At 70.0% G+C, this 21739-nt stretch carries 20 protein-coding genes and 1 pseudogene; 10 read left to right on the top strand and 11 right to left on the bottom strand.

The window, feature by feature from the left end; all coding sequences use genetic code 11:
- Positions 1-138: 138 nt before the first annotated feature.
- The 4 genes and pseudogenes from QA802_RS21800 to QA802_RS21785 all read left to right on the top strand — a co-directional run.
- Positions 139-438: pseudogene (locus QA802_RS21800) on the top strand (FUSC family protein); the annotation flags it as partial.
- Positions 439-619: 181 nt separating this feature from the next.
- The gene (locus QA802_RS21795) at positions 620-2278 is read left to right on the top strand and encodes a VWA domain-containing protein (RefSeq protein WP_334525321.1); all 1659 of its coding nucleotides are present in this window, start codon (positions 620-622) and stop codon (positions 2276-2278) included.
- 172 nt (positions 2279-2450) lie between these two features.
- Positions 2451-4181, top strand: coding sequence for a methionine--tRNA ligase (gene metG / locus QA802_RS21790; RefSeq protein WP_334525319.1), 1731 nt, complete (start codon positions 2451-2453; stop codon positions 4179-4181).
- A 103-nt stretch (positions 4182-4284) separates the two neighbouring features.
- Positions 4285-4782: a hypothetical protein gene (locus QA802_RS21785; protein ID WP_319165887.1), complete on the top strand. Its 498-nt coding sequence runs from the start codon at positions 4285-4287 to the stop codon at positions 4780-4782.
- 34 nt (positions 4783-4816) lie between these two features.
- On the opposite strand, the gene QA802_RS21780 is transcribed toward QA802_RS21785, so the two are convergent.
- Together QA802_RS21780 and QA802_RS21775 are read right to left on the bottom strand one after the other, a co-directional pair.
- Positions 4817-5026 (bottom strand): DUF397 domain-containing protein, encoded by a 210-nt coding sequence (locus QA802_RS21780; RefSeq protein WP_334525312.1) that lies wholly within the window; start codon positions 5024-5026, stop codon positions 4817-4819.
- On the bottom strand, positions 5023-5898 hold the full coding sequence (locus tag QA802_RS21775) for a helix-turn-helix domain-containing protein (protein ID WP_334525310.1): 876 nt from the start codon (positions 5896-5898) through the stop codon (positions 5023-5025). Before QA802_RS21775 ends, QA802_RS21780 begins: the two co-directional genes overlap by 4 nt.
- Positions 5899-6051: 153 nt before the next feature.
- Here QA802_RS21775 and QA802_RS21770 point away from each other — a divergent pair, with 153 nt between their 5' ends.
- Together QA802_RS21770 and QA802_RS21765 are read left to right on the top strand one after the other, a co-directional pair.
- Positions 6052-6489: an ATP-binding protein gene (locus QA802_RS21770; protein WP_334525307.1), complete on the top strand. Its 438-nt coding sequence runs from the start codon at positions 6052-6054 to the stop codon at positions 6487-6489.
- A gap of 6 nt (positions 6490-6495) precedes the next feature.
- Complete coding sequence (locus QA802_RS21765) at positions 6496-6951, top strand: hypothetical protein (protein ID WP_334525304.1); 456 nt, start codon at positions 6496-6498, stop codon at positions 6949-6951.
- 155 nt (positions 6952-7106) lie between these two features.
- Here QA802_RS21765 and QA802_RS21760 read toward each other — a convergent pair whose 3' ends face one another.
- The 3 genes from QA802_RS21760 to QA802_RS21750 form a co-directional block, all read right to left on the bottom strand.
- Positions 7107-7703: a class I SAM-dependent methyltransferase gene (locus tag QA802_RS21760; protein WP_334525301.1), complete on the bottom strand. Its 597-nt coding sequence runs from the start codon at positions 7701-7703 to the stop codon at positions 7107-7109.
- A gap of 167 nt (positions 7704-7870) precedes the next feature.
- Entirely contained in the window at positions 7871-8689 is an 819-nt protein-coding gene (locus QA802_RS21755) for a hypothetical protein (protein WP_443042159.1), read from the bottom strand.
- A gap of 189 nt (positions 8690-8878) precedes the next feature.
- Complete coding sequence (locus QA802_RS21750; protein WP_334525298.1) at positions 8879-10228, bottom strand: pectate lyase family protein; 1350 nt, start codon at positions 10226-10228, stop codon at positions 8879-8881.
- Positions 10229-10560: 332 nt separating this feature from the next.
- On the opposite strand from QA802_RS21750, the gene QA802_RS21745 reads away from it, so the two are divergent.
- A complete protein-coding gene (locus QA802_RS21745; protein WP_057578027.1) occupies positions 10561-10926 on the top strand; it encodes a PH domain-containing protein in 366 nt (121 codons plus the stop codon).
- Positions 10927-10960: 34 nt separating this feature from the next.
- Positions 10961-11638: a hypothetical protein gene (locus tag QA802_RS21740; RefSeq protein ID WP_334525295.1), complete on the top strand. Its 678-nt coding sequence runs from the start codon at positions 10961-10963 to the stop codon at positions 11636-11638.
- A 70-nt stretch (positions 11639-11708) separates the two neighbouring features.
- Here QA802_RS21740 and QA802_RS21735 read toward each other — a convergent pair whose 3' ends face one another.
- The 3 genes from QA802_RS21735 to aspS all read right to left on the bottom strand — a co-directional run bounded on the left by QA802_RS21735 (position 11709) and on the right by aspS (position 15423).
- Positions 11709-12671, bottom strand: a complete 963-nt coding sequence (locus QA802_RS21735) for an intradiol ring-cleavage dioxygenase (RefSeq protein WP_443042287.1) — start codon at positions 12669-12671, stop codon at positions 11709-11711.
- A 214-nt stretch (positions 12672-12885) separates the two neighbouring features.
- Positions 12886-13293, bottom strand: coding sequence for a hypothetical protein (locus QA802_RS21730; protein ID WP_334525289.1), 408 nt, complete (start codon positions 13291-13293; stop codon positions 12886-12888).
- Positions 13294-13659: 366 nt separating this feature from the next.
- Complete coding sequence (gene aspS, locus QA802_RS21725; RefSeq protein WP_334525286.1) at positions 13660-15423, bottom strand: aspartate--tRNA ligase; 1764 nt, start codon at positions 15421-15423, stop codon at positions 13660-13662.
- A gap of 210 nt (positions 15424-15633) precedes the next feature.
- Here aspS and QA802_RS21720 point away from each other — a divergent pair, with 210 nt between their 5' ends.
- Entirely contained in the window at positions 15634-17853 is a 2220-nt protein-coding gene (locus tag QA802_RS21720; protein WP_334525283.1) for an ATP-binding SpoIIE family protein phosphatase, read from the top strand.
- Here QA802_RS21720 and QA802_RS21715 read toward each other — a convergent pair.
- Positions 17826-18869 (bottom strand): AI-2E family transporter, encoded by a 1044-nt coding sequence (locus QA802_RS21715; protein ID WP_334525280.1) that lies wholly within the window; start codon positions 18867-18869, stop codon positions 17826-17828. The genes QA802_RS21720 and QA802_RS21715 overlap by 28 nt on opposite strands.
- Positions 18870-19042: 173 nt before the next feature.
- Here QA802_RS21715 and QA802_RS21710 point away from each other — a divergent pair, with 173 nt between their 5' ends.
- A complete protein-coding gene (locus tag QA802_RS21710) occupies positions 19043-19948 on the top strand; it encodes a BRO-N domain-containing protein (RefSeq protein WP_334525277.1) in 906 nt (301 codons plus the stop codon).
- 107 nt (positions 19949-20055) lie between these two features.
- Here QA802_RS21710 and QA802_RS21705 read toward each other — a convergent pair whose 3' ends face one another.
- Both QA802_RS21705 and QA802_RS21700 read right to left on the bottom strand, forming a co-directional pair.
- Positions 20056-21027, bottom strand: a complete 972-nt coding sequence (locus tag QA802_RS21705) for a pirin family protein (protein WP_334525274.1) — start codon at positions 21025-21027, stop codon at positions 20056-20058.
- Positions 21028-21153: 126 nt separating this feature from the next.
- Positions 21154-21636 carry an SseB family protein gene (locus QA802_RS21700; protein ID WP_057578035.1) on the bottom strand — a complete coding sequence of 161 codons (483 nt, stop codon included), beginning with the start codon at positions 21634-21636 and terminating at the stop codon, positions 21154-21156.
- Positions 21637-21739 lie beyond the last annotated feature (103 nt).

Genomic DNA, 21739 nt, shown 5'->3' with positions numbered 1-21739 from the left:
CCCCGTTGAGCTGGGCGTATACGTACAAGGGCACAGAGGAATCAAGTTTGCCTAATGGTCCGGGACGTAACTGGACCCCTCTCGAGATCTGGCGTATAACCGACAATCCGCTCCTATCGGAAACTGTAGGTGTCCTGGACAAAGCCGCCGCCGACCGGACGGCGGGCGGCCGCCTGGTGGCCGCTGGTCGTCGCGGTGGAGCGGATCGTGGACGCGACGACCGCGGCCCGGGTCCGCGTGAAGCACGGGGCCGAACCGCCGTCGCGGCAGGAGGTCGCCCAGGTCACGCGGCAGCTGGACGAGCTGGCCGAGGGCCTGCGGGACACGGAGGTCCTGTATCCCGTCCGCACCGACCTCACCGGACCGCCGGACAGTGTCCTGGAGCCGCTGCGCCAGGAGATCGCGGCGGCACGGGCCATCACCTCACCCACCGCGTGACGGCGGGACAGCGCCACGGCGGCACAGCGGGACGGCAGGACGGCGGGCTTTCGAGGCGGTGTTGACACACCCGCATTCCGCGCGCTCACCCCTGCCCAAGATCACCGCCAAGGGCCGCTAACCTTACGTGTCCGTCCTGGCCAGGGATTGACGGCTACAACTCATGCGAAGGGTTGCGCAAATGGGCATTCTCACTCTCCTGCGGAATGCATTCGGCAGGTCCCGCAAGGGGCGCACGGCCGAGGCAGAGGGTGCGGAACAGGTTCCTTCGCAGGAACAGACCGCCGCCGCGGAGCCGTCCGCGCCGACGTCGACACCGACGCCGGCGCAGGAACCGACACTCCCCTCCCCGTCCCCCTCCCCCTCTCCCGAGCCCGCTCCGACGGCCCAGGTCCCGGAACCCCGCACGGAGTCCCCGAACGAGCACGACCTGGTGGCGGCGGCCTTCGACAACGTCGCGGTCCCCAAGCCGACGAGGTCCGAGGAGAACACCGCCACGGAGGCCGCCCCGGAGCCCGAGCCCGAGGCATCCACCGAGGCGAAGCCCGAAGCCGAGCCCACACCCGGGGCACCTGTTGAAGCCGAGGCCGAGGCCGAAACCGGCGACGTGACGGAGGCGTCCACGGAGGCGCCTGCCGACGCCGAGGCCGAAGCTCCGGCGGAACCGACGGCGGACGCTCCGGCCGAGCCGCAGGCGACGGCGGACGAAGCCGCGGACGCGGCTGAGGCGGATGCATCCACCGAGGAGCCTCCGGCGGAGGCCGCCGAGGAGCCCGAGGCACCTGTCGAGGCCGAGGCCGAGGACACCGCCGCCGACACCGAGCCCGAGGCAGAGCCCACGGCTCAGGCCGAGGAGCCGGCGTCCGAGGTCCCCGCCGAGCCGGAGGCAGTGGCGGCCGAGCCCACCGCCGAGGCGGAGCCGGAGACTGCCGCGGAACCCGACCAGGCGGACCAGGCCGAGGAGACCGAAGAGGCCGAGCCGGAGACGGCGGCCGAGGTCGCGCCCGTCGAGGAGCCGACCGCGGACACAGCACCGGAGCCGGAGCCGGAGCCGGAAACGGAGACCGAGCCCGCCCCCGAACCCGCGGCCGCCGACGGCGAGGACGCCCCACAGGGGGCACCCGCACCCGACGACGAGAGCCGCACGGGTGGTGCGGGTGGGAACGAGACCGAGGCCGAAGCCGAGGCCGAGGCCGAGACAGCCGCGGCGATCCCCGCAACGCTCCGCACCGCCCACACCGCCGCCGCCACCGCTCTGGCGAACGTCGGCCTGACCGACGCCCGCGCCAAGGTCTACCTCGTGCTGGACCGCTCCGCGAGCATGCGCGCGTACTACAAGGACGGCTCCGCCCAGGCCCTCGCCGAGCAGACCCTCGCCCTCGCCGCCCACCTGGACCCGGCGGCCACGGTCCCCGTGGTCTTCTTCTCCACGGAGCTGGACGGCACCGGTGAGCTGACCCTCGCCGACCACGACAACAAGATCGACGAGCTGCACGCGGGCCTCGGCCGCATGGGCCGTACCAGCTACCACGCCGCCGTCGAGGCCGTCCTCACTCACCACGACAAGGAAGCCCCGGGCACCCCCGCCCTGGTGATCTTCCAGACGGACGGCGCCCCGGACGCGAAGACCCCGGCCACCCAGTCCCTCACGGACGCCGCGAAGAGCCACCCGGCGGTCTTCTTCTCCTTCGTCGCGTTCGGCGAGCACGACAACAAGGCCTTCGACTACCTCCGCAAGCTGAAGACCCCCAACACGTCCTTCTTCCACGCGGGCCCCACCCCGCGCGAGCTGACGGACGCCGAGCTCTACGAGGGCGTCCTGGCCACCTGGCGCCCCTGACCCGACCGCCCTACCCGACGGCCCACCCGACCGGGCCGCCCGCACCTCCGGCCGCCCGCCTCCCACCCCGTAAAACGGGAGGCGGGCGGCCCACCCATGTCGGCTACGATTTCAAGTTCAAGGCCACAAGACGACCGATCGCCGTAGAACAACCGACTGGGAGCAGCCTCCGATGGCTCGACACCTCATCACCAGCGCCCTTCCGTACATCAACGGAATCAAGCACCTGGGCAACATGGTGGGGTCCATGCTCCCGGCGGACGTGTACGCCCGGTACCTCCGCCAGCGCGGCCACGACGTCCTCTACATCTGCGCGACGGACGAGCACGGCACCCCCGCCGAGCTGGCCGCCAAGGCGCAGGGCATCCCGGTGGCCGACTTCTGCGCGCAGGCGCACGACGCGCAGAAGGCCGTCTACGACGGCTTCGCGCTGGCCTTCGACTACTTCGGCCGCAGCTCCTCCCCGCAGAACGTCGAGATCACCCAGCACTTCGCCCGCCGCCTCAACGAGAACGGCTTCATCGAAGAGCGGGCGATCCGCCAGGTGTACAGCCCGGCCGACGGCCGCTTCCTCCCGGACCGCTACGTCGAGGGCACCTGCCCGCACTGCGGCTACGACAAGGCCCGCGGCGACCAGTGCGAGAACTGCACCCGCGTCCTGGACCCCACCGACCTGATCGACCCGCGCTCCGCGATCTCGGGCTCCACGGACCTGGAGGTCCGCGAGACCAAGCACCTGTTCCTCCTCCAGTCGAAGCTCCAGCACGAGGTCGAGGAGTGGGTCTCCCGTCACGAGGCGGACTGGCCCCAGCTGGCCTCCTCCATCGCCCGCAAGTGGCTGACCGAGGGCCTGCACGACCGCGCCATCACCCGCGACCTGGACTGGGGCGTCCCGGTACCGGCCGACACTTGGCCGGAGCTGGCCGCCGAGGGCAAGGTCTTCTACGTCTGGTTCGACGCCCCGATCGAGTACATCGCCGCGACGAAGGAGTGGTCGGACGCGGCCCCCGCCGGTGAGACCCGCGACTGGAAGTCGTGGTGGTACGAGGCGGACGGCGGCGAGAACCCGGTCCGCTACACGGAGTTCATGGCCAAGGACAACGTCCCGTTCCACACGGTGATGTTCCCGGCCACCGAGCTGGGCGTGCGCGAGCCCTGGAAGAAGGTCGACTACGTCAAGGCCTTCAACTGGCTGACGTACTACGGCGGCAAGTTCTCCACGTCGCAGAAGCGCGGCGTCTTCACCGACCAGGCGCTGGACGTCCTGCCGGCCGACTACTGGCGCTACTTCCTGATCGCCAACGCCCCCGAGTCGGACGACTCGTCCTTCACCTGGGAGCACTTCACGGCCACGGTGAACAAGGACCTCGCCGACACCCTGGGCAACTTCGTCAACCGGGTCCTGTCCTTCTCGAAGAAGCGCTTCGGCGACGAGGTCCCGGCGGGCAACGCGCCCGGCGAGGCGGAGGCGAAGCTCGGGGAGCAGATTGCCGAGCTGCTCGCAGAGTACGAGTCGCAGATGGAGGCGCTCCAGTTCCGCAAGGCGGCCGCCGCGCTGCGCGCGCTGTGGTCGGCGGGCAACTCCTACCTGGAGGAGAAGGCCCCATGGCTGGAGATCAAGACGGACAAGGACGGCGCGGCCCTCACGCTGCGCACGGCGATGAACCTGATCCACCTCTACGCGGTGGTCTCCGAGCCCTTCATCCCGGCGACGGCGAAGATCATGCGTGAGGCCTTCTCCCTCGCCGACGACACGGCGACCTGGGTGACGGCCGACGAGGCCCGGACCCTCGCCTCCGTCCCCGCCGGCACCCCCTTCACCGTCCCGCCGGTCCTGTTCGCGAAGCTCCAGGACGAGGACCTGGCGGCGTACAAGGAGCGCTTCGGCGGCACCGAGGAGTGACCCACTGAGGCGGGGGGAAGCGAAAACGAAGAAGATGTAGAGGAAAAGACGGACGGCTTCCCCCCTCTTCGGCACGTTCACGCCAAGCCGTATGGTTTCCGCCATGGCAGTCCCAGTCCCCGAGGTCATTCCGATCGCCTACGAACCGAGGCACCGCACCGAGTCCATCGGGCGGTACGCGGACGGTCAGTTCCTCGCGTCGGTCACGTACGCCTTCCCCCAGGGCTTCCGTCTCGACGACGGCTGGGAAGAGCACAAACGCCTCTACACCGTGCTGCACACCTTCGACGCCGCAGGCCACTACCGCGCCTCGGACATCTGGTGCGCCGGCACCTGGGCCGAACAGCAGCGCAACCCGGACGGCGACGACTCGGTCCTCACCCGCGCCCGCGTCCGCCTCGCCACCCTCCTGCGCAGCCTGCCCCGCCGCTCCTACACGGACATCGCGATCCGCCCGTTCCAACTCACATACGAGAACGTTTTGTTCGGCCTGGTGATCCGCGAGGACGAGGACGAGGACGGCAATCCCGAAACCTGGGCGGAGCTCTACCCGGACCGCCTCGCCTTCGCCGCCCCCTGGAACGGCACCTACGACACCTGACCGCCCGCAGCCCGCCCCCGCGAGCCGTTTCTCCTCAGTCCTCCGCAGCGTGCGCCACGAAGTCCGCCCAAGCGCCAGGCGCGACCGCCAAGCGAGGCCCTTCGACGTTCTTGGAGTCACGGACATGGACGGTGCCGGGAGTCGTGGCGATCTCGACGCAGGAGTTGCCGTCCGTGCCGCTGCTGTAGCTGCTCCTGAACCAGTGCAGTTCAGAGGCGTCCTCGGTGGAGGCCTTGCGGATCATGTCTCTCCCAGCAGTTGTTCGATGAAGGCGAGCGACTCTCTCGGCGGGAGAGCCTGCGCCCGGATGGTGCCATACCGCAGTTCAAGGATGCGCAGGTCCCTGGCCTCAGCGGTAGGTCGGCCGTTGAACGCACCGTCACTGCGGCCCACGGCCGTACCGTCCGGAAACTTCAGCAACTCGATCTTGCCGTCCACACCCGGGTGGGCATCGGTGTTCGTCGGCATCACCTGAAGGGTGACGTGGTGCAACCGCCCCACCCCCAGCAGATGTTCGAGCTGACGCCTCCACGCCATTGTGCCTCCAACCGGTCGGCGCAGCGGTGTCTCTTCCAGGACGAAGTGGAGGGAGGGTGCCGGGTCGCGCTCGAACACGGTCTGTCGAGCCAGACGGGCGGCCACCATGCGCTCCACGTCGCCCGAGGAGTACGGCGGCTGCGCAGCCTCGATCAAGGCGCGGGCGTGTTCTGGTGTCTGCAACAGCCCATGGACGCTGTTGCACTCGTAGATACCGATCTCAACCGCCTGGGCCTCCAGCTTCCCCAGTTCCCGAACCTTTTTCGGATACCGGACCTTTTTCACGTCCTCCCAGGCCGCCGAGACGAGCCCGCCCGCCGCCAACACCTCGTCGGCCTTGTCCAGGTACTCCTGGCGAGGGATCCGTTTTCCGCCCTCGACCTTGTAGACCAGGTCCTCCCCGTACCCCACGGCCACCGCGAATTCGGCGGCCCGCATCCCCGCCGCCTCTCGCCGCAGCTTCAACTGCCGCCCCACGGTGGTGATGACGGCGACGCCCCACTCGTCGTCCGGATCCACCTCCCACCCCGGCTCGTCCGCCTCGGTCCTGAGTCGTCGTACCTCGCCGTCCACCGACATGCCACGCCCTCCGTCGTCCCACCGTGCCGCAACGCCCGTACCCATAGACCCCACACGGACAGCCCGGACAGCAATGGACAAGCCCCGGACAGTCACTCTACGCATCGACGTCGTCACTGTTCACGGTAAGCGTGCACCGCCACGCTCGGTGACGTGAACCAGAAAACCTCCACCCAACTCCACTCCCCGACCCGTCACTTCAGCGTCCTGCTGTCCCCGACGCCACGCGGTGCCCGCCTTGCCCGGCTCCTCGCCACCGAGTGGCTGCGCACCTGGGAGCTTCCGCACCACACAGCCGAGGCCGCCGCGCACCTCGTCGCCGAACTGGCCGCGAACGCCGCCACGCACGGCCGCCTCCCCGGACGCGACTTCCGCCTCGCACTCCTGGCGCGCGCCGAAACTCTCCGCGTCGAGGTGACGGACACACGAGGTGTCGACCTCCCGCACCGCCGACCCCCCGCCCCCGACGCCGAGGCCGGGCGCGGCCTCCTCCTCGTCGAGGCTTTCGCCGACCGTTGGGGAGTCGAACTCGGCCCAACTCCCCGCAAGATCGTCTGGGCCGAGCTCGATTTCTCACCGGGCTTCAGATAACTGCTCGTGGAACACCGCTGGTTCGATCCGGATCCGGTCGCCGGCCCCCCGGTCGCCGTGGAGGCGGGCCGGTGCCTGCGCCTGTATCCGCGGAACACGCCCCTGGCCCTGCTGGCCCGCGGCACCTGGCTGCCGTACGGGGACCTGTACCACTTCACGCACTCCGCGCACCCCGCCGTGCGCTGGAACTATCTGCCCGCCCTGGAGAGTTCTTTGCGAGGCCCGCACTACCGGCCGCCAGCCCTGCTGCTGGGCGGGTCCGCCGTACTCCGCCGCCACCGCCAGGCCCTCGCGACGGTCACAGCCGACCACCGGACACAGCAGGACACGCGTCCCGGCTCCTCTACGGCCCCAGCCGGATACTCTGCGGACGTTCTGGCCGGGGCACCCCCTGGAGGACACCATGAGCACCAAGGCCGATCACGGACACGAGCTGATCCCGCGTCCCGAGCCGACCCCTGATGCCCTGCGTGCCGCCCTGGCCGTCCTCGCTCGCGGGCCTCAACCGCCATGCGGGTCGCGCGCTCGCGCAGTTCGTCGGAGTACTCACGGGGAGCAGCGATGGTCGGCATCCTTCTGGGTCTTCGATGTCTCCATCAAACCCGGGGCGGTTCAGTTCACGAGGCGGGTGTGCGGGCCACGAGGACGAACTCGTTGTAGGGGAAGACCTTGCCGATCGGCCGGGCGAACGGGAAGGAGTAACTGCGCTCGACGACCAGGTCGGCCTTCTCGGCGTGCGCGCGCAGCCCGTCGAAGTCGACGAAGCGCACATGCGTGGCGTCCGTCTTGTAGCCCGCCTCCTGCGGACAGATCAGCACGACCGAGCCGCCGGGCTTCACCAGCGGCAGGTACTGCTCCAGGATCGAGTTTCCCAGCGTCTCGTCCATGTGCTCCAGGACATGCGCGCACAGCAGGCTGTCGAAAGAGCCCGGGCCGCAGTCCGGGGCCGAGGCCAGCTCGTCCGGCGTGTACGCGTTCAGACCGCGCTCACGGCAGGTCTCGACCGAGGTCGCGTTGTGGTCGACACCCACACTGTCCGGCCCGCAGTTCAGCAGGTTCCGCCCGATGCCGCAGCCGACGTCCAGCACCCGCCCCAGCCGCAGTCGCTTCAGATTCCACCGGTACGGGGCCTGAGTGGGCAGCAGGCGTTTGACCCCCGAGGTCTCCAACCGTGCGAGCCGCTGGGTGTAGTCGGAGGATTCCGTACCGGACATCGACAACCGCCTTCTCTTGTGAGCCAACTCACAGACTAGGTCGCCGCTCGGTTCCCGGCAATGCCGAATGTCAGTCCCGGCCGGCGCCCGCGTGGACTTCTGCGCTCGCCACGATGGCACCGGCCGGCACCGGGCTTCCAGACGGGCTCAAGCCGCCCTTCCCACCGTCACCGGTCCCGCTGCCCTTGCCGGGACGCAGGTCCTTCGACCGCATGGCCTGCCGTTCGACGAGGTGTCAGGACGCCATGGCCGGCAGCAGGGTGCAGGGGTGCTTCGGGGATCTCGCAGGTGGCCTGCAGAAACCACATGCCGTCCCGCGCGACGAGGTCGGACTCGCCCTTGCGGTACAGGGCCAGGCGAGCCAGTTGTTCCGGGGAAGCCATGAACGCCACCTGTTTCATCCGCCCGGACAGGGTCCACAGCGAGACAGTCCGGTCGGCGATCTGCCAGGACAGCATCCGGTCGTCATAGGGCTGTGCGCCCTCGGGCCGGAACGTGATCGGCTTCTCCACCGCCCGCCGGTACCGCTTCGACCACGGCTTGCCCAGGTTCCCGGCCTTCAGATTCGCCGCCAGCGTTCGGTAGGCGTCACAGGTCTTCTTGATGGCGTGCTGGGCGGCCTGCGCACCCAGGCCCCAGCGCTGCTTGATCTCGGAGTAGGTGTGCTCGCGCAGCGCGAAGTTGCGCTTCACGTCCTTGACGAAGGCGACCCCGGACACCCAGGTCGCCGCCTCGTTGCAGGCATGCAGGGTCGCCTCAAGCTCCGCCGCCTGTACCGGCGTCGGCAACAGCTTGACCTGCACCACCAGCTTCATGACACCCGAACCTACACACCCGCCCGCACACACAGGCAGCTTCCGCACATCCGTCCTACCATCCAGCGAGCCACTGACCGTACGTTCGATATCGTCCCGCTCCGCCGGACAGCCCCACGGGCGCTCCGCGCCCGAAACCCCGGACACCGCGACGCTCCGCGTCGCCACCACACGATGCGATTCCTCCCACGCGTAAACGCCTGGGGTTCCTCGCAAGAATGTCGCTGAACCATGAGAACGATGTCCGGGGGAGAAGACCACGCGCCTCGCGTGATCCGCCTCGCGAGTCCTGGAAAGGGGCGGGGCCGCCGACGGCCCGGGAGGTAGGGCACCGGGCCGCCGGCCGTAGGGGGTGGTGGGTCAGTACGCCTTCAGGACGCCCGCGCCCGTCGTCGTCGCCAGGGAGGTCGGCAGGTTCTTCGCCGAGGTCTCCAGGCCCGAGGTGAGGGTCGGGGTCCAGTTGACCGTCGTCTTGAGGTCCTTCGAGGACGCGGCGTTGTAGGCGGCGACGACGTCGGTCACCGTGCCGTTGACGAGGTTGCCGGAGCCCTTGACCGCGCCGGTGCCGTCGCCGCTGAGGAGCTTCGCGACCTTGCCGCCGGACGCCAGCTTCCAGTAGTTGTTCTCGGCGACGACCTGCGCCTTCGCGCGGGAGTTGATGCTGTACTGCGTCACGTAGCCGTTGAGGGGCGTCACGTCGTACAGGTTGTTGTAGATGTGCACCTGGCCGACGCGGGCCAGCGGGGCGCGCTGGACGATGCCCTTCCAGACGTTGTGGTGGATCGAGACCCGCAGCTTGCCGGCCGGCTCACTGTCGCTGCTGCCGATCAGCATCGTCTTGTCGTGGTTGGTGAACTGGTTGCGCGAGACGGTCACCAGGTCGGAGCTCTTGGTGATGTCGAGGGAGCCGTCGTGGATCTGGAACTCGCGGCCGTAGTACTTCGGGTTGACGCTGTCCAGGTGGGGCGCGTCCGTGAACGTGTTGTGGTCGGCCCAGACATGAGTGGCTCCGCGCAGGGTGACGGAGTCGTAGTTGGAGTTCCAGTTGCCGGTGGAACCGTCGGTCGGGTCCCACTGTGGGAAGCAGTCCTCGGTGGCGGAGAAGTTCAGGTTGCGGACGATGACGTTGTCCACGTTCTGGATCTGGAGCATGCCGCCGGAGATCCCGGCGGCCGTACCCGGCACACCGACCAGGCTCGTGTTGGCGGGGACCTTGAAGACGATGTTCTTCGCCTGCTTGGTCTGGGCGGCGGCGCGGGCCTTCTCCTGGGTGCCGGACGGCAGCTTCGACCTGCCGTAGGACGAGGGGTCGTACGCCTTCAGGTACGCCGAGAGCGAGTACCCGGTGCCGGACGCGTAGCTCGCGCAGGTCAGCTTCTTGCCCGAGTCGTCGGTGTTGGCGTCGATCGTGCCCTTGATCTTGATGATCCGGGGGGTGGTGTCGGACGCCGAGCCCAGCGCCTTCACCAGCTGGGCGCGAGTGGAGACGGTGAAGGTGTGCGCCGCGTCGGCCTTGGAGCCGCCGGTGGTGCCCGCGCCGGAGGAAGCCCAGCCGTCCTTGGCCGCGAGCGTCTGGTGGTACAGGTCGACGGGCGAGGCGTTCGCGTTCATCACGACGACACCGGCGCCGACGCCTGCGGCCACCACGGCTGCGGTGATCACGAGGACGCGGCGCGAGCGGAGGGACCGGCGGTGGGAGGCAACTGCCACGGGGAATCCTTACGGGGAGGAGCGGGCTTACGTCCGGTCAGTGGTCGCCATGCGGTGAAGAGTTGCCGCTGATCGCGGATTTTTTCGGCAGGCCCGCACGCCGCGCGATCAAACGCCTTCACGATTCCCCCACCACCCGCTTAAGGTGCGCATCGGGGGCGAACGGCCCCCACGGGGGAGGGATCACCGCAGATCGGCGGTCCGGCGCATGGCCCGGTTCGGACCGGATCGCACCGGATCGGACCGGATCCGGCCGGCCCCCGGGCACAGGGGGCGCGCACGCGATACGGCGGCACGCTCACACACCGGTACACGTCACTTGGGGGACCCACATGGCACTTTTCGGCAACGCGCATCCCATCGACCCCGCGCAGGCGCAGCAGGACTACGCGCGGCTGCTGGGTCAGGGAGAGCAGGTACAGGCCGCGTTCCTGCTGATCCGCGACACCATCCTGTTCACGGACCGCCGGCTGATCCTCGTCGACAAGCAGGGCATCACCGGCAAGAAGACCGAGTACCACTCCATCCCGTACCGCAGCATCACCCACTTCGCCGTGGAGACCGCCGGCACCTTCGACCTCGACGCCGAACTGAAGATCTGGGTCTCCGGCTCGTCCATGCCGATCGAGAAGACCTTCACCAAGGGCGTCGACATCTACGAAGTCCAGGCGATCCTCACCCAGTTCGTGGCGAAGTAGCGTTCCCGCCCCGACCGCCTGGTACGACTACGCGGTGGACCTTCTCCGACCCCACCTCCGTCTGCTCGCCGAGGTCTTCGCCACGGCCGCCCCCGGCGCCCCCTGGGCGCTGGCGGGCGGCTACGCCCTCCAGGCACACGCTCTGATCCAACGCCCGCACGCCAACGTGGACTTGGCGACGGAGAGCGCGGTGCCCATGCCCCGGCTCGCCGAGTCGCTGGGCGCGGCGCTCACCGCCGCGGGCCGTCACGGTGTGGACCTCGAGGACACGGACCCGCTGTCGGCGCACCTGTCCGTGCCCGACCGCGACGCCGACACGGTCCTCCGGTTGGCCCTGCACAAGGAGACGTTCTGGAGCCCGCCCGTCGCGACCCCGTACGGGCCGGCGCTCGCGCTGGGGGACGCCGTGGGCACGAAGATCCGGGCGCTCTACGACCGGGGGCTGGCCGTCGACCTGATCGACGCGCGGGCGGCGTCCGCCCGCTTCACCCACCCCGAGCTGGAGGAGCTGGCCCGCCGTCACGCCCGGGACGACTTCGACCTGCCCGCCCTGCGGACCCGTCTGGAAGGCACCGACCACTTCCCGGACTCGGCGTTCGAGGCGTACGGCCTGGCCGAGGACCAGCTCACCGACCTGCGGGCGTGGGCCCAGGCCTGGTCGACGGACATCGCGGAAAGGCTGCTGGAGGCGGGGGCGTCCCCGGACGAATGAGGGGACGCCCCCGCCGGCCGGCCGACGGTCAGCCGGACGACGCCGCCGACGCCGACAGCTGCTCCGCCGGCTATTCCGACGAGGCCGACGCGCCTGGCTGGACACCGTCGTCCGTGCCGTCGTGGGTGGCGTCCGGCTCGACGGCCATCGTGATCGAGCCGACCACCCCTCTCGCGATGCGCTTCTTGTCGTACTTCAGCTGAAGCAGACCGCCCTGGGTGCCGCTCCGGTCGTAGATCGTGTCCTCGGTGAGCGTGGTGCGCTCGGTGGTGCTGGTGGAGTACGGCGCCACGGCGGACGCGGCGATCACGGACGCCTCGTCGAAGAAGAACTGCCCGGTGTGGCAGGCGTGCCCGCCCTCGTAACCGGCGTCGGTCCACTTCCCGTCCACATGCACCTTGGTGTGGATGTGGACGGTACGGCCCCGGTACCAGCCCGGGAACACCGTCTTGAAGGTGACGCGGCCCTGCCGGTCGGTCTTCCACGTGCCGCGCAGATAGCGCTTGTCGTCGGTCGGCTCCTCGTGCCCGCCACCACCGCCGCCGCCGGAGGGCGGCTCACCGGTCGGGGCGGCCGTGGGGACGTCGGTCGGGGTCCCGGTGGGCGCGTCGGTCGGGGCTCCGGAGGGGGCGCCGCCGCCTCCGGAGGAGAGGCTCTCGTAGCCCGAGTAGAGGCCGAGGGCGTCGCAGTGCCAGATGTCGACGGCGGCGTTCGCGACGGGCTTGCAGGTCTCGGAGTCGATCACTTTCAGGGCGAGGGTGAGGGGGATGCCCTCCTTGTCCTCGGTGATGTCCCGGCGGATCTTGTCGGCGTCGATGTAGTAGGGACCCTCGGTGGTCTCGGAGGTGAGCAGGTAGCAGGCCTCGGAGGAACCGGCGGAGGCCGTGGCCTTGGCGCCGCCCGTCGCGGGCTTCGCCGCGGCCTTCCTCGCGGGCTTCTTCTCACCGGCGAAGGCGCCGGCCGCGAGTGCCCCGCCGGCGCCGACCGCGACGGCCGCGCCCGCGCCGGCCACGACGACCTTGCGGCGCGTCAGATCACGCTTGTGCCGCGGCCCTTGCCGTCCCGCCTCGGCGCTCGGGCTGCCGGTGACATCCTCGTTGCTCGCGTCGTTCGCGTGGCTCGCGTCGTTCTCGTGGTTTCCCGTCATGGCCGCGAAGGTAGGGACCGGGGCTGTCAGGGGCGTGAGAACGACCTGTGGAACGGCAAGGTCAGGCTCAGGCAAAGGGTCGACAGTAGGGTCAACGGCACTACTTGGCTGCGAGCGCCGACGTCCTGCGCGGGGTCGGTGCGGCCGGGCCCCGTCCCAGACCCGCGCGCGCCGCCGCGAGGTGCTCGAGACCCGCCTTCGCCAGCCGGGTCGCCTCCTCGTACTCCACGGCGGTACGGGCCGTGGCCAGCCGGGTGCGGGCCGCACGGTGGCATTCCGCCGCCTGCGTCATCGAGCGCTCCGCCGCCACGTCCGCCCCGGCCCAGGCCCGCACATCCGGCGGGACGAGCCCGCCGGCCAGCCGGACGAGCCAATGGTTGGCTTCGGCCTCCGCGTCCAGGCCGGACGAGGGACGACGACGCCAGTCGCGGCGCTGGGCCACCACGCACAGCACCGCGCCGACGATCAGCAGCACCGACAGCGTGATCGCGAACCCCGTGGAAGCCATCGCCGGCTCCTTTCCCGTCCCGGCCCTCGTCGGCCCCTGGTCTGATCTGGCCTGATCTGGTCTCTTCTCCTCCATGATCGGGCGGCTCGCTGTGCCCGCCCCGAGGGATTCCTGTGGGACTCCGGTGAGGTCTCGGAGAGAGGGGGCGGGCGGCTTCGACGTCGCCTGAGTGGCGAGTACCCAGGACGGGCCCTGTCCAGTCGGCGCCGGGCCGTCCGGCGGGCAGCCCGCCGGACGGCCCACCTCTCGGGAGCAGGGGGCGAGAGCCGTACGTTCCACGGAACACGGGAGTGGCCCGGAACCGATGTCGGTTCCGGGCCACTCCCGTTGGTTCCGCCCGCCCTGACTGCCCGGACGGGCCACCGCCTACTTCGGCTGCGGCTTGCGCACCGACAGGTGCAGCTCCCTCAGCCGGGCCTCCTCCAGCTCCGTCGGTGCGCCCATCATGAGGTCCTGGGCGTTGCCGTTGAGCGGGAAGGAGATGGTCTCGCGGATGTTCGGCTCGTCGGCCAGCAGCATGACGATGCGGTCGACGCCCGGGGCGATCCCGCCGTGCGGCGGGGCGCCGAAGCGGAACGCGCGCAGCATGCCGGCGAACTTGTCCTCGACGGTCTCCCGGTCGTAGCCCGCGATCTCGAACGCCTTGAGCATGATCTCCGGCTCGTGGTTACGGATCGCGCCGGAGGACAGCTCGACGCCGTTGCAGACGATGTCGTACTGCCAGCCCAGGATGTCCAGCGGGTCCTGCGTCTCCAGGGCCTCCAGACCGCCCTGCGGCATCGAGAACGGGTTGTGCGAGAAGTCGATCTTGCCGGTCTCCTCGTCCTTCTCGTACATCGGGAAGTCGACGATCCAGCAGAAGCGGAAGACGCCTTCCTCGAAGTGCCCGGCGCGCTTGGCGGCCTCGACGCGCACCGCGCCCATGATCTTCGAGACCTCGTCGAACTCGCCCGCGCCGAAGAAGACGGCGTGACCGGCGGCCAGCGAGAGCCGCTTGGTCAGCTCGGCGACGTTCTCCTCGGTGAGGAACTTCGCGATCGGCCCGGACAGCGAGCCGTCCTCGGCGACACGCACCCAGGCCAGACCCTTCGCGCCCTGCGAGACCGCGAAGTCGCCCAGCTGGTCGAAGAACTTCCGGGGCTGCGCGGAGACATCCGGCACCGCCAGCGCACGTACGTGCTTGCCGGCGAAGGCCTTGAACTCCGAGCCCTCGAAGACGTCGGTGATGTCGACGAGCTCCAGCCGGGCCCGCAGGTCCGGCTTGTCGGAGCCGTACTTCAGCATCGACTCGCGGAACGGGATGCGCGGGAACGGCGAGGTGACGTGGCGGCCGCCGCCGAACTCCTCGAACAGCTCGGTCATGAGCTTCTCGATCGGCTGGAAGACGTCCTCCTGCTCGACGAAGCTCATCTCCACGTCGAGCTGGTAGAACTCGCCCGGCGACCGGTCCGCACGCGCGTCCTCGTCCCGGAAACAGGGCGCGATCTGGAAGTAGCGGTCGAAGCCCGAGATCATCAGCAGCTGCTTGAACTGCTGCGGGGCCTGCGGCAGGGCGTAGAAACGGCCCGCGTGCAGCCGGGACGGGACGACGAAGTCGCGGGCGCCCTCGGGGGACGTCGCGGACAGGATCGGCGTCGCCATCTCGTTGAAGCCCAGCGCTGTCATCTTGTGCCGCATCGCCGAGATGACCGACGTGCGCAGCATGATGTTGCGGTGCATGCGCTCCCGGCGCAGGTCCAGGAAGCGGTACTCCAGACGCCGCTCCTCGTTGACCCCGTCCTCGGCGTTGATCGTGAAGGGCAGCGGGGCGGCCGCGCCCAGCAGCTCGACCTCGCCGACCTCGACCTCGACCTCGCCGGTCGGCAGGTCCGCGTTGACGTTCTCCGCGCCACGCGAGACGACCTTGCCGTCGATGCGGACCGTCGACTCCTTGGTCAGCTTGTCGAGGGCCTCGTACGCGGGCGTGCCCGGACGTGCGACGAGCTGCGTGATGCCGTAGTGATCGCGCAGATCGATGAAGAGGATGCCGCCCAGGTCGCGCCGATTGTGCAGCCAGCCGCTCAGCCGGACGTCGGTGCCGACGTCAGAGGCGCGGAGCTCGCCGCAGGTGTGGGACCTGTACCGATGCATCGTCGTTCATCCAGTCTTCGCGGATCGGGGTCTGGGCTTCATGGTGTTTCACGTGAAACAACCCCCAGGGTACCGGGCACGCCACGCGCCCCTCCCCCCATGACCGGGCACCCGCGACGGCCGGGTCGTCCGGCTGGAACGGCGGCAGGAACAGCTGGGGAAGCCGGGGATCAGTGGCATTCTTCGTTCCGGTCTTCTTAAAGTGGGGCAATGCGCACTGGCGAGCCTCTGCCCGCCGTGGGGGAGGTCCTCGTCTCCCTCGCGACCGGCCTGTGGCACTGGGACACCGCCACCGGGCTGGTCACGGTCGACGCCGAGGCAGCCCGGCTGCTCGGTCTGCCCCGGGAGGAGACCGTCCTCACGGAGGCCCAGACCCGGGCCCGGCTGCACCCCGTCGACTGGAACGAGATCACCGGAGTGGTGCAGCTCGCCGTCGCCGAGGGCACCCTCGCCGAGGTGCGGATCCGCATCATGGACGACCGGGGGCGGGTGGTCCGGGTCGTCCGCAGCCGTTCCAAGCCGTCCTTCGACCCGGTCAAGAAGGCGTACGAGCTGATCGGCACCCTCCAGGAGGTCACCGAGCCGACCCCGGGCACCCCGGCCGGGCGGACCGCCGTCACCGGCGACTGGCGCCGCTCACGGGAGGCGTTCCTGCTGGACGCGGGCCGGGCTCTCGCGGAGGCACGGTCCACCGCGGAGGTGCTGCGGGTCGCCGCCGGACTGTCGATGCCGGGCTTCTCACCGGACGGCCTCGCCGTCTTCGGCGTGGAGGGCGACCGGCTGACGATCATCGGCCACCACGGCCACCACGGCCACCACGGCCACCAGTCGGGCGACGAGGACCCCTTCACCCAGATGTCCATCCATACGGACTATCCGGCCGCCGAGGTCGTGCGCACCGGGCGTGCCGTGTACCTGTCCTCCCCGGAGCAGTACAAGGAGCGCTATCCGCTCACCTGGCCGCTGGCCGCGCCCTTCGGCCGTCACTCCTGGGCGTTCCTGCCGCTGACCGTGGCCGGCCGCACGATGGGTGCCTGGATGGCCGGCTTCACCTACCCGGTGGCGTTCACCCCCGACGAACGGTCCGTGCTGACGACGGTCGCCAGGATGCTCGCCCAGGCCCTCACCCGCGCGAGTGCGGCGGAGACCCAGCGCGAGCTGACCGACGGCCTGCAGCGCTCCATGCTCCCGACGCTCGGCCCCGAGATACCGGGCATGACCCTCGCCGCCCGCTACATACCGACCGGCGGCGGCCTCCAGGTCGGCGGCGACTGGTACGACATGATCCCGCTGCCCGGCGGCACGTCCCGGACGAACTCCGGGGGAGCGTCCCGGACGACCCCCGGCGGCGCGTCCAGGATGAACCCGGCGGGCAGCCGCTTCGCCCTGGTCATCGGGGACGTCCAGGGCCACGACGTCCGTGCGGCGGGTCTCATGGGCCAGCTGCGCATCGCGCTGAGGGCGTATGCCGCCGAGGGCCACCGCCCCGACGCGGTCCTCTCCCGCGCCTCCGGATTCCTGCACGGCCTCGCCGACGCGGACGGCGGCGCCGACCTGCGCTTCGCCACCTGCCTGTACATCGAGGTCGATCCGGTGACCGGGGTGCTGGAGGCCGCCCGGGCCGGCCATCTGGACCCGGCGATCCGGATGGCCGACGGCACGGTACTGCTCCGCGACATCGCGGGCGGACTGCCCCTGGGCATCGACCCGGACGCCGACTACCCCACCACCCGGCTCGCCCTGGAACCCGGCGAGGCGCTGATGCTGTGCACCGACGGCCTGCTCGAGACCGGCGGCCACGACCTCGACACCGGCTGGCGGCGCGTCCGCAAGATCCTGGAGGCGCACGAGGGCGACCTCGAGGAACTGGCCGACGCCCTGGTCCAGGCGGTGCACGGCCCCTCGTCCCACCACACCACGGGTCCACTGGCCGACCGCCGCGAGGACGACATAGCCGTACTGCTGCTCTGCCGCCAGGGCGAGGGCGGCTGCGGTCCGGGCGCCGCGCCGCTGCCCGCCCGGCAGCCCGTGCGCCGCTCGATGCTGACGGTCGCGCAGGCCGAACCGGAGCGCATCGCCGTGGCCCGGCAGCAACTGCGCGAACTGCTGCACGACTGGAGCTGCGAGGACCAGGTCGACTCGGCCGTCCTGCTCGTCTCCGAGACCCTGACCAACGTCCTCGTCCACACCGACGCCGACGCGCTGCTGGTCGCCGAGGTCACCGGCGCGCCCGGAGAACGCCGGCTCCGCATCGAGGTCACCGACACCGGCGACGACCTCCCGCACATGCGCCGCCCCGGCGAGCTGGCCTCCTCGGGCCGTGGCCTCGTCCTCATCGAGCTGCTCGCGGACACCTGGGGGGTCGCGCCGCGGGGCGAGGGCAAGAGCATCTGGTTCGAGCTCTACGAACCGTCGGCGACAGTCTCGTAGCGCGTCCGCAGTTCGTGCAGGATCCCGAAGCCGGCCGCGGTCAGGGGCACCGCGAGCAGCATGCCGAGGATCCCGGCCACGGACGCCCCGGCCGTGATCGCGACCATGACCACCGCCGGGTGCATCTGCACGGTCCGGCTCTGGATCACCGGCTGCAGCACATGCCCCTCCAGCACCTGCACGGCGAGCACCACGCCGAGCGCCCACAGCGCGATGACGAAGCCCCGGTCGGCGAGCGCGACCAGCACCGCGACCGCCCCGGAGAGGAACGCGCCGAGATACGGGATGTACGCCCCCACGAAGACGAGAGCGCCCAGCCCCACCGCGCCCGGCACATCGAGGACGAGCAGCCCGACCGTGATGCACACCGCGTCGATGAAGGCGATGAACGTCGTCCCCCGCATGAACCCCTCGACGGCCCGGAAGGCCCGCCGGGCCATGGCCTCGAGGGTGTCGGCGCTGCCGCCCGGAGCGACGGACCGCAGAACGGCGACGGCCCGGTAGGAGTCCCGCAGGAAGAAGAAGACGAGCAGCAGCGCCAGCACGGCCATGGCGATGGTCTCGCCGACGACGCTCACCCCGCTGATGACATTGGAGGCGGCCGTCCCCCCGAACTTGGTGAGCAGCTCCTTCGCATGGGAGGCGAGGTCGTCGAGCGAGGTCCCGGCCGCCCCGAAGTGATCGGCGACGCCCCTCGCCGCCGACCTGAGCGCGGCGACGATCTGGTCCCCGCTGTCGATCAGCGCGGCGACCACGATGTACACGGCCCCGCCGACCACTGCGACGACGGCGACACAGGTGATCCCGGCCGACAGCGACCGCGGCACCCCGGCCGCCACCATCCGCCGGTACAGCGGCCGCAGCAGCGCGGTCCCCAGCAACGCCAGCAGCACGGGTGTGACGGCGGTGCGCAACTCGGAGCAGAGCCTGATCCCGACATACCCGACGCCCGACGCCAGCAGCACCACGGCGCACCAGGCCGCGAAGCGGCGGGCGGGAAGCGGGAGCAGATGCACCGCTCCAGCGGATCACGGCCCCGCCGACTTGTCCTGACCTGACGGCCGCCCGGGTGAACGGGACATGACTCGGACTCAGAATTCGAACGCCCGCGCCTTAAGGGTGAACATCCTTGCTGGCGCAGCCCGTTGCCCCGGCATATGCCTACCGTCCGAGACGGAGGTGATGCTCGATGTACGAGCAGAACAACACACCGCCGCCGAACCGGTCGGCGGCACGGCAGGACGCGATCGAGATCAGCGACTTCGTCTACGCGGCGACCGGCGCACGGGTGCGCAGGCTCACCACTCCGGACGGGACGCATTGGTTCCCGGCAGTCGACGTGTGCAAGAACCTGGGCTACGCACACGTCGGTTCCACTCTGCGCAACATCGCGGACGCAGCCAACTTCGACAGCCTCGAGAGTGTGCTTCAGAGGCACACTCTCAGCATTCCCGCAGGTCGAGAGTGGCGACGAGACATGAATCTGGTCACGCTTCAGGGGTTGATCCTCTTGGTCAACTCCTGCACCAAGCCGGAGTCGCAGCCCTTCAAGACCTGGGTCGCCAGTGTCATCGCCACCATCCAGCGCGACGGCTCCTACGCCCTGGCACCCGCCCCCGTGCAGCCCGCCCCCACCGGGGGTACCGCGTACGTCATGCCGGAGCAGGTCGTCGACGCTCTCGTGCGCCTCGAAGAGCGCAACATGGTGATGGACGAGAGCATGGCCGCCGTCGCCGGGGAGCGCAACGACCTGCTGCGGCAGATCAACCACAGCCTTCAGGACATCGCCGCCGCCCTCAAGCGTCCCGACGACCGCTCTCGGCCCTCACCGGCTCCGGAGCTGACGCCTCAGCAGCTGCTCGCCAAGTGGAGGGCGAAGGACCTGGCCTGCGCTGAGGACGTGCACACCGTGGCCGCCTACTTGGCCCCAGCGCTGCTGCACGGCGGGGCCACGTATCGCGTGGAAGAGATCAGCGCCGACACGGGCCTCTCGCACAAGCGCGTACACGACAGCTTGGATCTGCTGTTCGAACGGGGGTGTGTGCGGCATGCGGGTCACGCACCGGACGGGAGCCCGATCTGCGTACTGCCGTAGCGGCCAGGTGACATGAGACAGGCCCGAAGTCGCAAACCGATGTTGCGGCTTCGGGCCTTGTCGTACCGTACCGGGTTTCCGGCGGGCCGGAGGGCTGAATGAGAGGGCTAGATGCCCTCCTCCGTCATCCCGTGCACGGCCGGGATCGTGCCCAGGCGGCCCTTCTGGAAGTCGTCGAAGGCCTGCTGGAGCTCGTCCTTGGTGTTCATGACGAACGGGCCGTAGTGCGCCATCGGCTCACGGATCGGCTGTCCGCCCAGCAGCACGACCTCCATGTCGGGCGTGTGGGAGTCCTGCTGGTCGTCCGCGCGGACCGTCAGCGAGGAGCCCGCGCCGAAGACCGCCGTCTGCCCCAGGTGGACCGGGCGGCGCTCGGCGCCGACCGAGCCCTTGCCCGCGAGGACGTACGCGAGGCCGTTGAAGTCCTCGCGCCAGGGCAGCGTGATCTCCGCACCCGCCGCCACCGTCGCGTGGACCATCGTGATCGGGGTGTGGGTGATGCCGGGCCCCGCGTGCCCGTCCAGCTCGCCGGCGATGACCCGCAGCAGCGCGCCGCCGTCGGGAGTGGTGAGGAGCTGTACGTGCCCGCCTCGGATGTCCTGGTACCGCGGGGGCATCATCTTGTCCTTGGCCGGCAGGTTCACCCACAGCTGCAGGCCGTGGAAGAGACCGCCGGACATGACCAGGTGCTCGGGCGGCGCCTCGATGTGCAGCAGGCCGGAGCCCGCCGTCATCCACTGCGTGTCGCCGTTGGTGATGGTGCCGCCGCCGCCCTGGCTGTCCTGGTGGTCGAAGATCCCGTCGATGATGTACGTGACGGTCTCGAAGCCGCGGTGCGGGTGCCAGGGGGTGCCTTTCGGCTCCCCGGGCTGATAGTCCACCTCGCCCATCTGGTCCATCATGATGAACGGGTCGAGGTGACGGTAGTTGATCCCGGCGAACGCGCGGCGCACCGGGAAGCCCTCGCCCTCGAAACCGCTGGGCGCGGTCGTGACGGCGAGCACGGGACGTGCCACGGCCTCGGCCGGCGCGGTGACGCGCGGGAGGGTCAGCGGGTTCTCGACGGTCACTGCGGGCATGTCCGTACCTCCTAGGGCGACGTACGTTCCACTTTAGTTGAGTATTGAACTTCCTGCCACCCGTAACAGCGGAAGCCCGGAGGGCATTCCCTCCGGGCTTCCGCCGCACGGCACGGGTGATCCGTCTCAGCCGTACATCCGGCGCATCGCGAACTCGACCATCTGCTCCACGGCCTTCGCGTCGAACACCATCCGGTGCTCGCCCTCCATGTCGAGGACGAAGCCGTAGCCGGTGGGCAGCAGGTCGATCACCTCCGCACCGGTGATCACGAAGTACTTCGACTCCTTGCCCGCGTACCGGCGCAGCTCCTTGAGGCTGGTGAACATCGGGATCACCGGCTGCTGAGTGTTGTGCAGGGCGAGGAAGCCGGGGTTGTCGCCGCGCGGGCAGTAGACCTTGGAGGTGGCGAAGACCTGCTGGAAGTCCTCGGCGGCCAGCTGCCCCGTGGTGAACGCGCGGACCGCGTCCGCGAGGGACGGCGGGGACGGTTCCGGATAGAGGGGCGGCTGCTGCCCGTAGCCGCCATGGCCGCCGGGCATCTGCTGCTGCGGCGACGCGTACTGCTGCTGCGCAGCACCGCCGTCCATGGGCTGGCCGTATCCGTACATGGGCGCAAGAGTACCGAGGCGCGCCGACGGCGGAGCGAGGTAGACCCTTCTCACACTTGGCGGACCGGGGGGTTGCAACTTATTACCGACGGGTAGCATCATC

The sequence above is a fragment of the Streptomyces sp. B21-105 genome, assembly GCF_036898465.1.
In the GTDB taxonomy this organism is placed as follows: domain Bacteria; phylum Actinomycetota; class Actinomycetes; order Streptomycetales; family Streptomycetaceae; genus Streptomyces.
Note: the sequence above shows the minus strand (reverse complement) of the source record. Positions and strands in the feature narration are given on the sequence as shown.

Excerpts from the sequence above, each read along its gene's own strand:
- QA802_RS21795 (WP_334525321.1), top strand. The coding sequence starts at position 620 with ATGGGCATTCTCACTCTCCTGCGGAATGCATTCGGCAGGTCCCGCAAG.
- metG (WP_334525319.1), top strand. The coding sequence starts at position 2,451 with ATGGCTCGACACCTCATCACCAGCGCCCTTCCGTACATCAACGGAATC.
- QA802_RS21785 (WP_319165887.1), top strand. The coding sequence starts at position 4,285 with ATGGCAGTCCCAGTCCCCGAGGTCATTCCGATCGCCTACGAACCGAGG.
- QA802_RS21780 (WP_334525312.1), bottom strand. The coding sequence starts at position 5,026 with ATGATCCGCAAGGCCTCCACCGAGGACGCCTCTGAACTGCACTGGTTC.
- QA802_RS21775 (WP_334525310.1), bottom strand. The coding sequence starts at position 5,898 with ATGTCGGTGGACGGCGAGGTACGACGACTCAGGACCGAGGCGGACGAG.
- QA802_RS21760 (WP_334525301.1), bottom strand. The coding sequence starts at position 7,703 with ATGTCCGGTACGGAATCCTCCGACTACACCCAGCGGCTCGCACGGTTG.
- QA802_RS21745 (WP_057578027.1), top strand. The coding sequence starts at position 10,561 with ATGGCACTTTTCGGCAACGCGCATCCCATCGACCCCGCGCAGGCGCAG.
- QA802_RS21730 (WP_334525289.1), bottom strand. The coding sequence starts at position 13,293 with ATGGCTTCCACGGGGTTCGCGATCACGCTGTCGGTGCTGCTGATCGTC.
- aspS (WP_334525286.1), bottom strand. The coding sequence starts at position 15,423 with ATGCATCGGTACAGGTCCCACACCTGCGGCGAGCTCCGCGCCTCTGAC.
- QA802_RS21720 (WP_334525283.1), top strand. The coding sequence starts at position 15,634 with ATGCGCACTGGCGAGCCTCTGCCCGCCGTGGGGGAGGTCCTCGTCTCC.
- QA802_RS21710 (WP_334525277.1), top strand. The coding sequence starts at position 19,043 with ATGTACGAGCAGAACAACACACCGCCGCCGAACCGGTCGGCGGCACGG.
- QA802_RS21705 (WP_334525274.1), bottom strand. The coding sequence starts at position 21,027 with ATGCCCGCAGTGACCGTCGAGAACCCGCTGACCCTCCCGCGCGTCACC.
- QA802_RS21700 (WP_057578035.1), bottom strand. The coding sequence starts at position 21,636 with ATGTACGGATACGGCCAGCCCATGGACGGCGGTGCTGCGCAGCAGCAG.